This window comes from Streptomyces sp. NPDC054770 (assembly GCF_053611985.1).
In genome coordinates, this window is the sequence record NZ_JBSHBL010000032.1 from 73,264 (window position 1) to 86,100 (window position 12,837).

The window sequence follows — 12,837 nt, forward strand, 5'->3', positions numbered from 1 at the left end:
GCCTCCAACGTGCGTCAGATCCCCCAATGGGCGTTAGAGCCGCTAACGGGTGTTAGAAGGGGTACGGTGCCACGTCCCCGCGCACGGTCGTCCACCGCACGTCCGTGAAGGCCTCCAGGTTGGACTCGCCACCGAACCGGGCGCCGGTGCCGGAGGCGGCGACTCCCCCGAAGGGGGCCACGGCCTCGTCGTTCACGGTCTGGTCGTTGATGTGGACGATGCCAGTCGGGATGCGTTCGGCCAGGTCCAGGGCGCGGGCCGGGTCCCGGGTGACGATGCCGAGCGAGAGGCCGTAGGAGCTGTCGGCCGCGAGGGCGGCGGCCTCGTCGGCGTCGGCGAAGGCCCGGACGGGCGCGACAGGGCCGAAGACCTCCTCGGTGTAGGCGGGTGTGCGGTCGTCCACGCCGGTCAGGACCGTCGGCCGGTAGAAGAGGCCTTCATGGGTGCCGCCGGCGGCGAGTCGCGCGCCCTGGGCGGTGCTCGACTCCACCAGGCCGTGGATCTTGGCGAGTTGGCCGGCGTCGATGATCGGACCGAGGTGGACCTGTTCGCGGTGCGGGTCGCCGACGGCGAGCGAGTCGGCCTTGGCGGCGAGGCGTTCGGCGTACTCCTCGACGAGCGAGGCGTGGACCAGGTGCCGTCCCGTGGTCATGCAGATCTGGCCCTGGTGGAAGAAGGATCCCCAGGCGGCCGTGGAGATCACCGCGTCGAGGTCGGCGTCCTCCAGGACGATCAGGGCGGAGTTCCCGCCGAGTTCGAGATGGGCGCGCTTGAGGTGGCGGCCCGCGGCCTCGCCGACCGCGCGGCCGGCCGCCGTCGAGCCGGTGAAGGAGATGACCGGCACCAGCGGGTCCTCGACCAGCGCCGCGCCGACGTCGGCCCCGCCGGGCAGCACGTGCAGCAGCCCCTCCGGCAGCCCGGCCTCCGCGAACACCGCGGCGAGCGCCAGCCCGCCGCAGACGGCGGTGCGCGGATCGGGCTTCAGGACGACCCCGTTGCCGAGCGCGAGGGCGGGTGCGACCGAGCGGATGGACAGGATCAGCGGCGCGTTGAACGGGGATATCACCCCGACGACACCGACCGGGACCCGGCGGGTGTACGACAGCCGGGGCGCCTCGCTGGGCAGCACCTGCCCGGCCGGGCGGGAGGCGAGGGCGGCGGCCTCGTAGCACTCCTGGGCGGCGACGTGCAGTTCGAAGTCCGCCTTGCCGGGTATGGAACCGGACTCCCGGACGATCCACTCGCGCAGTTCCTCGGCGTGCGCCGTGAACAAGTCGCCCGCCTTGCGCAGGACTTGGGCACGGACGAAGTGCGGTACCCGGGCCCAGTCGCGCTGCGCGGCGCGGGCGGCCGTGGCGGCCGGGGAGACGTCCGCGGGGGCGGCCAGGGTGACGGTGCCGAGCGTGTCGCCGGTGGCGGGCTCGGTGACGTCGTACGGCGCGCCGGACAGGGCGCCCGCCTGCCAGGTCTTCGGGTCGAGCAACGGCATGACGGCTCTCCGATCGATCACCCGGGTTGCACGGCCCACGGCACATCCTTGAGCCGTTTGGTTGAGCGCGCAACATCCTAGCCGGGGGGCCCGGAAAAGCACCGCCCCCGACCAGGGTCACCCATCAGCTGGAGTCGCGCTGGACCACCGAGGCGCCGAGCACCCGGTGCATCTCCGGTTCGCCGCCGGGATCGCGCACCACGCGGTCGACCAGCTCGGCGAGGTCGCGGCCGGAGGGCAGGTCGATGTGGATCGTGGAGAGCCGGGGCCGCAGCAGCCGGCCGAGCATCAGGTCGTCGGCACCGAGCACCGCGGTGTCCTCGGGGATGCGCACGCCCGCGTCCTGGAGGGCGCGCATGAACAGCATGGCGTACTCGTCGTTGTACGCGAACACCGCGTCGATCCCCAACTCGGGCCAGCGTGCCGCGAGTCGGGCCGCGGACTGCTCGGTGTAGCCGAGCGGCAGCCCGGTCACCTCGGCGTCGGTGTCGCACAGCGCCTGGCGTACGCCTTCGAGGCGGGGCCGGGAGTACGTCTCCAGGCCGGTCTCCTCGGGGACCAGGACACCGATCCGGCGCCGGCCGCGGGCGTACAGGTGGCGGCCGGCGCAGCGGCCGACGGCGTCGTGGTCCATCAGCAGGGCATGGGCGCCCTCGACGCGTTCGGCGCCGAAGGTGACCACGGCGCGGGCCCCGGACCGCTTGAGGACGGAGACCCCCTCGGGGCCGAGTTCGGCGCCCGGGACGAGGACGGCGACCGGCCTCAACTCAGCCCAGGCGCGGGCGGCTTCGTCGCCGCAGAGGCCCGCGGTGCCGTACTGGACGACCGTGTAGTCGAGGCGGCTGAGGGCCCACTGGAGGTCGGTGATGAACTGCGCGTACAGCGGGCCCATCGGGATGGCGGGGGCGGGCATCAGGACCATCCGGCTGTGCCCGGCGCGCAGGCTGCGGGCGGCCGCGTGGGGGACGTACCCGAGTTCCTTCGCGGCCTCGTGGACCCGGCGGCGGGTGGGCTCGCTGATCCGGACGGCACTGGTGTTGTTGAGGACGTAGGAGACGGTCGCGCGGGAGACGCCGGCCAGGCGGGCCACGTCGGCGCTCGTGGGGACCGAGCGCTGGATCGGCGACGCTGCCGAGGGCGGTTTCGGGATGTGCACCATGACGTACGGCATCTTGGCAGAAGCACAGGGAGGCGGGACCGGCGGGGCAAGGTGGTTGAGGGTTCGACGAGTTGGGCCCCGGTCACCTGGTTCACGGGCTCGCCGCGAAAATCTACGAACATGTTCGTCACGAACTTGTTCTCCGCGAACATGTTCGTTATGGTCGACGCATGCCACCAACTCCGCGCTCCCGCCGAGAGCGTCCCGCCAAACCCGCCCTGACCAGGGAGGGCATCGTCGCCACCGCCGTGGAGATCCTCCGCACCGAGGGCCTCCAGAAGGTCACCATGCGGCGCCTGGCCCAGGAGCTCGACACCGGCCCGGCCTCGCTGTACGTCTACGTCCGCAACACCGCCGAGCTGCACGCGGCGGTCCTGGACGAACTGCTCGGCACCCTGGGCCCGGCCCCGGCGCGGGGCGACTGGCGGGAGCGACTGGAGCAGGTGCTCGTCGCCTACACCACGATGCTCCTGGAGCATCCGAGCCTGGCCCGCTCCGCACTGACCTCCTGGCCGAGCGGCCCGCACTACCTGAACCTGATCGAGACCCTGCTGGGCCTGCTCGACGAGGGTGGGGTGCCGCGCGAGCGGGCCGCCTGGGGCGTCGACCTGCTGCTCCAGCGCGCCACCGCGACCGCCGCCGAACACGCGGGCGGGGAGTCCCAGGGGGACTGGGACGCGCTCGGCCGGGCGCTCGGCGAGGTGTCGGAGCGGACCCACCCGCACATCGCCGCCGCGTCCGGGCTGCTCCTGTCGGGGCCGCCCGGGGCCCGTGCGTCCTGGGCGTTCCAGGCCCTGATCAACGGCATCGAGCGCACCGCCGTACCCGGACCCCACGACTAGGAGACCACCATGTCAGTTCCCCACCACCCCATAGCGATCATCGGCGCCGGTCTCGGCGGGCTCACCCTCGCCCGGGTGCTCCATGTGCACGGCGTTCGGGCCGCCCTCTTCGACCTGGACGCCTCCCCCGCCGCCCGCACCCAGGGCGGCATGCTCGACATCCACGACGATTCGGGCCAGGTGGCTTTGCGCGCGGCCGGGTTGCACGAGGAGTTCCTGGCGCGCGTCCACGTCGGCGGCCAGGCGGTGCGGGTGCTGGACAAGGACGCCCGGGTCCGCTTCGCGGCGGCCGACGAGGGCACCGGCGGGCGTCCGGAGATCGACCGGGGCGAGCTGCGCCGGCTGCTGCTCGGCTCACTGCCCGAGGGCGTGATCCGCTGGAACGCGAGGGTCGCCGGCGCCCGTCCGCTCGGCGACGGCCGGCACGAGGTGCTCCTGGAGGACGGCGGCTCCTTCACCACCGATCTGCTGGTCGGCGCGGACGGCGCCTGGTCCCGGGTGCGCCCGCTGGTCTCGGACGCGCGGCCCGCGTACACCGGGATCTCGTTCGTGGAGGCCGACCTGCCGGACGCGGACGTACGGCATCCGGTGAGCGCCGAGGTCGTCGGCGGCGGGATGCTGTTCGCGCTCGGCGCGGGTCGGGGCTTCATGGCCCACCGCGAGAGCGACGGCAGCCTGCATGTGTACACGGCCGTGGAGGCGTCCGAGGAGTGGCTGGACGGGATCGACTTCACCGGCACCGAGGCGGCCAAGCGGGCTGTCCTCCGGTCCTTCGACGGCTGGGACAAGAGCCTGCGGGCGCTGGTCGCGGACGCGGAGGGCACGCTGGTGCCCCGGCGGATCCACGCTCTTCCGGTCGGCCACCACTGGGACCGGACGCCCGGGGTCACGCTGCTCGGTGACGCGGCCCATCTGATGTCGCCGTTCGCCGGCGAGGGCGCCAACCTGGCCCTGATCGACGCCGCCGACCTGGGCCTGGCCCTCGTCGCGCACCCGGGCGCCACGGAGACCGCTCTGGCCGCCTACGAGGCGCGGATGTTCCCGCGGGCCGAGGCGGCCGCGGCGGAGTCCGCGGCGGGCAGCGCGCTGTTGTTCCACGCCGACGCGCCGCAGGGCCTGGTCGAGATGTTCGCCGGCCGGCCGGAGGTCAGCGGGTCGGCTCCGTCCGCGTGACGCGGTCGACCAGGTCGATCCAGCCGGCCTCCAGACGCTCCATCGGCATCCCGCACTGCCTGGTCAGATGGTGGATCTGGGCGGGGTCGAGGTAGGCGAGCAGCGTCTGGGCGAGCAGTTCGCAGTCGGCGTCCGGCTGGGCCTGCCGCAGCAGCATCGTGATGTGCGTGCGCAGCGCCTGGATCGGCGGATTGGCGTAGCGCCGGGTGGGCTCGGGCTGGGCGGCCAGCTGGAGGTCCAGCTGGTCGGCCGAGCGGTAGAGCACCGCGACGCCGAACGCCCGGAGCCGGTCGACCGGCGGGGCGCCGGGGCCGAGGGGCGGCGGGCCGCCCAGGAAGTCCGCCTGGAGCTGCCGCGAGGAGTGGTCGAGCAGCGCCATCAGCAGTCCGGTGCGGTCGCCGAAGCGGCGGAAGACCGTGCCCTTGCCCACCTCGGCAGCCGCCGCCACCGCCTCCATGGTCACGCCGGCCACCCCGTGCTCGGCGATCAGCCGGGCGGCGGCCTCCAGCAGCCGGGCGCGGTTGCGGGCCGCGTCGGCGCGCAGGCACGGCTCCTCGGGAGCCGGACCGACCTCGAGCAACTGCGGGGTGTCGAAGGGCTCCTGGGGCTGCGGAAGGGGCGGCAGGACGCTGGACATGAAGACAGCGTAAAGCATCGGGAACAGAACTGGACCGAGGTCCGTTTATGATGCTAGAAATTAAGCGGACCTCGGTCCGGATTCGTAACGGCAGTGTTTCAGCCCCCTCTGGAGTTCCTCATGTCTGTCCGCATCCTTGCTCTCGTCGGCAGCCTCCGCGCCGGTTCGCACAACCGCCAGCTCGCCGAGGCGGCCGTCAAGCTCGCCCCCGAGGGTGCCGAGGTCGAGGTCTTCGAGGGCCTGGCCGACATCCCGTTCTACAACGAGGACATCGACGTCGCGGACAGCCTCCCGGCCGCCGCCGCGAAGCTGCGCGAGGCCGCCCAGGCCGCCGACGCGTTCCTGCTCTTCTCCCCCGAGTACAACGGCACCATCCCGGCCGTCCTGAAGAACGCCATCGACTGGCTGTCCCGCCCGTACGGCGCCAGCACCTTCGGCGGCAAGCCGGTCGCCGTCATCGGCACCGCGTACGGCCAGTACGGCGGCGTGTGGGCGCAGGACGAGGCCCGCAAGGCCGTGGGCATCGCCGGCGGCAAGGTGATCGAGGACATCAAGCTGTCCATCCCCGGCTCCGTGGTCCGCTTCGCCGAGACCCACCCGGCCGACGACACCGAGGTCGCCGCCCAGCTGACCGAGGTCGTCGCCCGCCTGCACGGCAACGTGGGCGTGGCCGCCTGAGGCACCACCTGAAAGGGGCCGGCACTCGCCGGCCCCTTTCGCGTCCTTCAGTCCCGCTCCCGGTCACTCCATCCCGGCGAGCCGCTCGACGGCCGGGACGGCGAAGCTCTCCATCCATCCCGAGGTCTCGCCCAGGCGCGGGGACAGGATGACGGTGTCGAGGCCGAGCTTGGCGTAGCCCTGGATGTCCCGGGTGAAGGCGTCGAGGTCGCCCGCGGTGGCCGGCTCGGCGCCGTACGCGATGGTCTTGCGGATGGCGTCGTAGTCCCGCCCGACGGTGTCGCAGTGGCCGCGCAGCACGTCGAGCTTGTGCCGCAGCTCCTCCGGGGAGGACGGGATGAGGTTGCAGGCGTCGGCGTACTGGGCCACCAGGCGCAGGGTCTTCTTCTCGCCCTGGCCGCCGATCATGATCTCGGGGTGCGGGGTGCTCACCGGCGCCGGCACGCAGAGCGTCTCGGCGAGCTGGTAGTACTCGCCCTCGAAGGGGCCGTTGTTCTCCGGGTCCCACATCTGCAGGCAGATCCGCAGCGTCTCCTCCAGCCGCTCGAAGCGCTCCGCGAGCGGCGGGTAGGGCACGCCGAGCCCGTGGTGCTCACGGTCGTACCAGGCGGCGCCGATACCCAGCGTGGCCCGGCCGCCGGACACCACGTCGAGGGTGGTGGCGATCTTGGCGAGGAGTCCGGGGTGCCGGTACGTCACTCCGGTCACCAGGGCGCCGAGCCGCACGGTGGAGGTGCGGCCGGCGAGGTAGCCGAGGGTGGTGTAGGCCTCCAGCATGGCGTCCTCGGCGCCGCCGTTGAACTCCATCTGGAAGTAGTGGTCCATCACCGAGACCCAGCTGACGCCCGCCGCCTCGGCCGCGGCACCGGCGGCGGCGAGTTCGGCGCCGAGGGCGGGGCCGCCGCCGGAGTGGTTGAACCGGTTGATGTGCACGCCCACGCGCATGGCCGTTCTCCGTTCCGCCCTGATCGTCGTCTGCCTTCCCGACGCTAGGTCTTCGAGCGTGCTCGAAGTCAAGCCCCGGCGCCGGATGCCGGGCGTGTCCGGAGACGTCTGCGGACACGTACCCGCCGGATGGCGGGGAGCTTCCGCCGTCCGGCGGCCCCCGGGGAGCGCACGACCGCGCGGATCATTGGCCTACGAGCCGCAGCGCACCACCGCGAGGAGCCGCCATGACCTCCGTACCGCCCCCGTTCGACCCCGAACTCTCCGCCGCCCTGGAGCTGATCAAGGACGTGATCTCGCCGTCGTTCACGGCGGCGGACATCGCCGCGATCCGGGAGGGCGTGGGGATCCAGCTGCTCGCCGACCTGGACCTCACCATGGACGGGGCGTTCGAGGTGGCGGAGCACACGGTGCCCGGCCCGGCGGACGCCCCCGAGGTCTCCCTCCTGGTCTGCCGCCCGGTCACCGCTCCGGCCCCCGGTCCGCTCCCGGTGATCTACCACGTGCACGGCGGCGGCATGGTGCTCGGCAACAACCGGGTGGGCCTGGACGTCCCGCTGGCCTGGGCGAAGGAACTGGGCGCGGTGGTGGTGTCGGTGGAGTACCGGCTGGCCCCCGAGCATCCGCATCCCGCGCCGGTGGAGGACGTGTACGCCGGGCTGCTGTGGACGGCGGAGCACGCGAAGGAGATCGGCGGCGACCCGGAGCGGATCGTGATCGCCGGCGCCAGCGCGGGCGGCGGCCTCACCGCGGCCCTGGCCCTTCTTCTGAGGGCCCGTCAGGGCCCGTCCGTGATCGGCCAGATGCTCATGTGCCCGATGCTCGACGACCGCAACGACACCCCGTCCGGCCACCAGATGAAGGGCCTCGGCGTCTGGGACCGCACCTCCAACGAGACCGGCTGGACCGCCCTGCTGGGCGAGCGCCGGGGCGGCCCCGACGTCTCCCCCTACGCGGCCCCGGCCCGCGCCACCGACCTCACGAACCTGCCCCCGGCCTTCCTCGACGTCGGCTCCGCCGAGACCTTCCGCGACGAGACCGTCGCCTACGCCTCCCGTCTCTGGCAGTCCGGCGGCATCGCCGAACTCCACGTCTGGCCCGGCGGCTTCCACGGCTTCGACGGCTTCGCCCCGCAGGCCGCTCTGTCCCAGTCGGCACGAGCGGCCCACGTGGACTGGCTGCGGCGGCTGCTGGCGCGCTGAGCGGCACCGGCGGGGCCTACGGTCAGGGTCAGCGCAGGCCCAGGCCCAGTTCCCTGCGGTACGGCCGCCTCGGGCCTGCGTCGGCTGTGATGGCGGTGCAGGCCGGGTGGGCGGTGCAGGGGGTGTTCGGGGTCAGGAGGGTGTTGGCCGTGAAGTGGAGGTGCCGGGGGTCGCCGCAGTCGGGGGCGGGGGGCCAGGCTCCCGGGTAGGGGCGGCGGCGGAGCCAGGTGGGGACCTTGTCGTCCCAGTAGTTGCCGGTGTAGCGGATGTTGCGGACGGGGCGGTTGCCCCAGTTCTCGCTGCAGCCGCCGATGGACGCGACGTAGTCGTGGACGACGTTGTCGCGGACGGTGATGCGGTTGCTGGAGTCGTCGGTGTAGATGCCGACGTTCCAGACGGCACCCGGGCTGTCCGTGACGGCGTTGCGGGCGACCAGGGCGCCGTCGGAGTAGGAGGGGCCCTGTTCGCCGCGCAGGTAGATGCCGCCGCCGTCGGCCAGCAGGCGGTTCGTGGCGAAGACCCGGTTGCCGAGGATGCGGTTGCGGCGGGTCAGGCCGCGCAGGTCCTCGCTGGGGCCGGAGAGGATGCCGGTGTAGGGGACGTGGTCGACCTGGTTGTGGGCGATGAGGGTGTCCTGGGTGGCGCTGTTCCAGACGGCGGAGGCCGCCCGGTACTCGGCTCCGATGTGGTGAAGCCAGTTGTCCGTGACGCGGTTGCCCGTGTTGGTGCCCCGGGTGGCCGGTGGCAGGACGCCCAGCGCGATACCGCCGTCGGAGATGTCCGTGAAGACATTGCCGGTGACCGTGTTGTGCGAGGTGTCCGCGGTGAGGGTGAGGCCCTGGGCGCCGAGGTGGACGAAGCGGTTGCCGGTGAGGGTGATGCGGTCGGCGTGCCGGAAGGTCACGTTTCCGGGGACCGTGAGGGGGGTGATGTCGCCGCCCTTGCCGGGGCGCATGTACATGCTCCAGGCGGCGGCGAAGCCGGCCGGCTCGTCCGGCGCCAGCCAGGTGGCGTGCGCGAAGGTCAGGCCGCGCAGGGTGAGGTCGTGGAGGGGGCGGGCGGCGGAGGTTCCGGTGCCGCTCAGCAGGGTCTGGAGGGTGGGGACGATGACCTCGGTGCGGGTCATGTCCTCGCCCGGGCGGGGGCGGTAGAGGAGAGTGTGGTGGGCGGGGTGGGTGCGGTCGAGGTACCAGGTTCCCGCCCGGGTGACGAAGTCGGGGGCGTTCTCGACGTCGTGGGTCCGGGCGAGGGCGGCCGCGCCGTAGAGGGCCCGGGCCATCCGCCAGCAGGGCTGGTCCATGGTGATCGCGGTCCGGCCGGGGGCGGGTGCGGAGACCGCCTTCACCCCGCAGCGGCCCTCCACGTAGTCGTAGCGGTAGACGACTTCGAGGTCGGCGGGGCGGTGCCAGGAGAGCGGCGTCCTGCTGGTCGTCGTGTAGCCGGTGGCGGTCACCTTCGGTTTTCCGGGCAGGGGTGCGCCGAGGGAGGCGCGTGGCGCCCGGCGGCCGTCGACGTAGAGCTGGCGGGTCTGCAAGGCACCCACGTCGGCCCGCCAGATGCCGGGGCGGCCGGGGTCGGGGCGCCAGCCGGTGACCGGTCGGCCACCGCTGAGGGTGACCGGCTCCTGGTGCCCGGTGCCGTAGCCGTACGCCTGGTAGACCACCCGGTGGCCGTGCCGGCCTGAGTCGGCCGGGGTCAGGCGGAGGGGGGAGGTGAGGCGGTAGGTGCCGCCGCGCAGGTCGACCGTGATGTCCGAGGTCATGTGCGGGGCGAGGGCCCGTATCGCCTGCTGGGCGCGGGCCGGGGTGGCGAAGGGGCGGTCGAGGGTGCCGGGCCAGTGGTCGTCGCCCCAGGGGGCCACGTAGAGCCGGGTGGTGGGTGGGTGGTGCGGGGCCGGTGCGCCGGCCGTCGATGCCAGTACGGCCGCCACGGCCAGGGCGGCGGCCGCACTCCCCCGTGCTGTCCTCACGTGTTGCCTCCCGCTCGTCGGATGGGATGGCCCCATCGTCGGGCGGGAGCGGCCGCGCGGACATCGGCCGAAGGTCTGCGCCCGCGCGTCGATCGTCCATGCCCGCGCGTCGATCGTCTGTGTCCGGGCGTCCATCGTCTGTGTCCGGGCGTCTTCGGTCGCCGTTCGCGCGCCGGGAGGAGAAGCGGGGCCGGGACTCAACCCCCGTTCGCCGCCGCCTTCTTGATCGCCTCCCTGATCCTGGAGTAGGTGCCGCAGCGGCAGACGTTCTCGATGGCGTCGATGTCGGCGTCCGTCGGGTGCGGGGTGCGTTTCAGCAGGGCGGCGGCCGCCATGATCTGGCCCGGCTGGCAGAAGCCGCACTGGGCCACGTCGCAGTCCAGCCAGGCCTGTTGGACGGGGTGCAGGGTGTCGCCGTCGGCCAGGCCCTCGATGGTGGTGACCGTGCGGTCCGCGCAGTCGGCGACCGGGACCGTGCACGGCTGGATCTCCGCGCCGTCGAGGTGGCTGGTGCAGGCACGGCAGACGCCCACCCCGCAGCCGTACTTGGGGCCGGTGACGCCGAGCAGGTCGCGCAGCACCCAGAGCAGGGGCATGTCGGCGGGGGCCTCGACCGTCACCGGTTTGCCGTTGAGGACGAAGGAGTACGAACGCATCGGTGTCTTCCGGGAGTTGGGGGCGGTGGGTCAGAAGTCGAGCGGGAAGGTACGGGGCTTCCTGCCGGTGGCGCGGGCGTAGGCGTTGGCGATCGCGCCCGCCGCCGCGGGGACGCCCAGTTCGCCGGCGCCGCCGGGTTCCCGGCGCGAAGGGAGGATGTGCGCCTCGAACTCCAGTGGGGCGTGCCGCTGGCGGGCGTAGTGGAAGTCGGCGAAGCTGCCCTCGCGGACCGCGCCCCGGTCGATGTGCAGTCCGGCGCGCAGCACGGTGGAGATGCCGTCGACGGCGGTGCCCATGAGCTGGGCCTCAAGGCCGCGCGGATTGACGGCCGTACCGACGTCGGCGGCCATCACCACCTTGGTGACCCGGGGGTTCTTCGGGTCGGTGGCGTCGATCTCGGCGAGGCAGGCGACGGCGGACCCGTACTCCTCGTGGACGGCGACGCCCTGGGCGGTGCCCGTGGGCATGGCGCGGCCCCAGTGGCCGGCGGCGGCCGCCTTGGCGAGGACGGCCCGCACCGTTGCGCCGCGCAGGGTGCTGCGGCGGAAGGCGACCGGGTCCCGGCCCAGTGCGCGGGCGATGTCGTCGACGACGATCTCCTCCGCCGTGCGCGAGGTCCCGGAGTCCACCGAGCGCCAGGCGCCGAGCGGTACCGGCAGCTCGATGCCGCCCGAACCGCCGCCCACCCGGCCGAAGTTGTACAGCCCGCTGTCGCTGGGCAGCGGCCGTACCGCACCGGACTGCACGGTCGGGCCCTGCCCGTCGGAGGACTCCGACACCGAGGCCGACAGGTGCTGGAAGGCCACCACCCGGCCCCCGGCGACACTGGCCCGGATCCGGTGGTGGTCGGCGGGGCGCATCCTGCCGTGCCGGATGTCGTCGTTGCGGCTCCACATCAGCTTCACGGGCCGGTGGGCCGCCCTGGAGACGAGCACCGCCTCGATCGCCTGGTCGAAGTTGAGGCGCCGGCCGAACGAGCCGCCCCCGCGCAGCACATGGACCCGTACCGCGGTCTTCGGGAGCCTCAGCAGGTCGGCGACGGTCTCGCGGGCGTCCATCGGGGTCTGGGTGGCGAACCACAGCTCGGCCCGGTCGGCGCGGACGTCGGCGACGGCCGTGAGCACCTCCATCGGGGCGTGGCTGACGAAGGCGAACGCGAACTCGCCCTCGATCTGGGTCGATCCGCGCGGCGGAGTGCCGAGCCGGGGCACCGCGGCCCGCAGCCGGGAGCGGATCTCCTTGTCGGACAGGGGCACCAGCGGCCCGTCGGCCCAGGTGGTCCTGAGCGCGTCCCGGGCCTGGAAGGCGTGGTGGAAGGTGTCCGCCACGACGGCTACCCCGCCCGGGATCCGCACGATCGCCCGGACGCCGGGCAGGGCGCGGGCCGCCGTGTCGTCCAGGGAGACCAGCCTGCCGCGCAGGGTCGGCGGCCGGGCCACCACGGTCGGCTTCGCGCCCGCCACCGCCAGGTCACCGGCGTACTTCGCGGCGCCGGTGACGATGTCCCGGGCGTCGATCCTGGTCGTCGGCTTCCCGATCACCCGGTGCCGGGAGGCCGGCTTGGGCTTGCTCGACACGTCCGGGGTGCGGATCCGGGCGGCGCTCGCGGTGAGGGAGCCGAAGGTGGCCGTCCGGCCGTCGGGGGCCACGACCCGGGTGTTCCGGGTGCGCAGGCTGTGCGCGGGGAGCCGCCAGCGGCGGGCGGCCGCGGTCACCAGCCGGGCGCGTGCGGTGGCGGCCAGCTGCCGGGCCGGGCCGTACAGCGAACTGACCGAACTGGAGCCCCCGGTGTACTGGTTGCCCTTGCCGCGGGCGTCGGCGAGCGGGATCCGGACGTCGGCGAGGCGGGCGTCCAGCTCCTCGGCGATCATCATGGCGACGGCGGTGGTGATGCCCTGGCCGACCTCGACCCGGGGCAGCCGTACGACGACCTCGTTGTCGGCGGTGACCTCCAGGACGAGCATCTCGTCGTCGGTGCCGGTGACCAGCACGTCGGAGGGCGCGGTGGCGCCGGCGGCCCGCGGGGTGTCGCAGCCGAGCGGGGCGGCGACCGTGAGGGTGGCCGCGGCCACCGTGTAGACCACGA

At 73.5% G+C, this 12,837-nt stretch carries 11 protein-coding genes; 4 read left to right on the forward strand and 7 right to left on the reverse strand.

Annotated features, from left to right (window positions below; genetic code table 11):
• Positions 1 to 52 precede the first annotated feature (52 nt).
• Together ACWGKQ_RS26320 and ACWGKQ_RS26325 are read right to left on the reverse strand one after the other, a co-directional pair.
• Complete coding sequence (locus ACWGKQ_RS26320; RefSeq protein WP_453294448.1) at positions 53 to 1,489, reverse strand: benzaldehyde dehydrogenase; 1,437 nt, start codon at positions 1,487 to 1,489, stop codon at positions 53 to 55.
• A gap of 124 nt (positions 1,490 to 1,613) precedes the next feature.
• Positions 1,614 to 2,660 (reverse strand): LacI family DNA-binding transcriptional regulator, encoded by a 1,047-nt coding sequence (locus ACWGKQ_RS26325; RefSeq protein ID WP_453294410.1) that lies wholly within the window; start codon positions 2,658 to 2,660, stop codon positions 1,614 to 1,616.
• A 158-nt stretch (positions 2,661 to 2,818) separates the two neighbouring features.
• On the opposite strand from ACWGKQ_RS26325, the gene ACWGKQ_RS26330 reads away from it, so the two are divergent.
• Together ACWGKQ_RS26330 and ACWGKQ_RS26335 are read left to right on the forward strand one after the other, a co-directional pair.
• Complete coding sequence (locus ACWGKQ_RS26330; RefSeq protein ID WP_453294411.1) at positions 2,819 to 3,490, forward strand: TetR/AcrR family transcriptional regulator; 672 nt, start codon at positions 2,819 to 2,821, stop codon at positions 3,488 to 3,490.
• Positions 3,491 to 3,499: 9 nt separating this feature from the next.
• Positions 3,500 to 4,663, forward strand: coding sequence for an FAD-dependent oxidoreductase (locus ACWGKQ_RS26335; RefSeq protein WP_453294412.1), 1,164 nt, complete (start codon positions 3,500 to 3,502; stop codon positions 4,661 to 4,663).
• Here the strand turns inward: ACWGKQ_RS26335 and ACWGKQ_RS26340 are convergent.
• A complete protein-coding gene (locus ACWGKQ_RS26340; protein WP_453294413.1) occupies positions 4,638 to 5,318 on the reverse strand; it encodes a TetR/AcrR family transcriptional regulator in 681 nt (226 codons plus the stop codon). The two genes, ACWGKQ_RS26335 and ACWGKQ_RS26340, sit on opposite strands and share 26 nt — an antisense overlap.
• Before the next feature lie 102 nt (positions 5,319 to 5,420).
• Here ACWGKQ_RS26340 and ACWGKQ_RS26345 point away from each other — a divergent pair, with 102 nt between their 5' ends.
• Entirely contained in the window at positions 5,421 to 5,978 is a 558-nt protein-coding gene (locus ACWGKQ_RS26345) for an NAD(P)H-dependent oxidoreductase (RefSeq protein WP_089106223.1), read from the forward strand.
• Between the two features lie 63 nt (positions 5,979 to 6,041).
• Here ACWGKQ_RS26345 and ACWGKQ_RS26350 read toward each other — a convergent pair whose 3' ends face one another.
• Entirely contained in the window at positions 6,042 to 6,923 is an 882-nt protein-coding gene (locus ACWGKQ_RS26350; protein ID WP_453294414.1) for an LLM class F420-dependent oxidoreductase, read from the reverse strand.
• Between the two features lie 227 nt (positions 6,924 to 7,150).
• Here ACWGKQ_RS26350 and ACWGKQ_RS26355 point away from each other — a divergent pair, with 227 nt between their 5' ends.
• Positions 7,151 to 8,125, forward strand: a complete 975-nt coding sequence (locus tag ACWGKQ_RS26355) for an alpha/beta hydrolase (RefSeq protein WP_453294415.1) — start codon at positions 7,151 to 7,153, stop codon at positions 8,123 to 8,125.
• 28 nt (positions 8,126 to 8,153) lie between these two features.
• On the opposite strand, the gene ACWGKQ_RS26360 is transcribed toward ACWGKQ_RS26355, so the two are convergent.
• The 3 genes from ACWGKQ_RS26360 to ACWGKQ_RS26370 form a co-directional block, all read right to left on the reverse strand.
• On the reverse strand, positions 8,154 to 10,094 hold the full coding sequence (locus ACWGKQ_RS26360; RefSeq protein ID WP_453294416.1) for a right-handed parallel beta-helix repeat-containing protein: 1,941 nt from the start codon (positions 10,092 to 10,094) through the stop codon (positions 8,154 to 8,156).
• Between the two features lie 197 nt (positions 10,095 to 10,291).
• The gene (locus ACWGKQ_RS26365; RefSeq protein WP_453294417.1) at positions 10,292 to 10,750 is read right to left on the reverse strand and encodes a (2Fe-2S)-binding protein; all 459 of its coding nucleotides are present in this window, start codon (positions 10,748 to 10,750) and stop codon (positions 10,292 to 10,294) included.
• 30 nt (positions 10,751 to 10,780) lie between these two features.
• Positions 10,781 to 12,835: a molybdopterin cofactor-binding domain-containing protein gene (locus ACWGKQ_RS26370; protein WP_453294449.1), complete on the reverse strand. Its 2,055-nt coding sequence runs from the start codon at positions 12,833 to 12,835 to the stop codon at positions 10,781 to 10,783.
• Between the last annotated feature and the right edge of the window lie 2 nt (positions 12,836 to 12,837).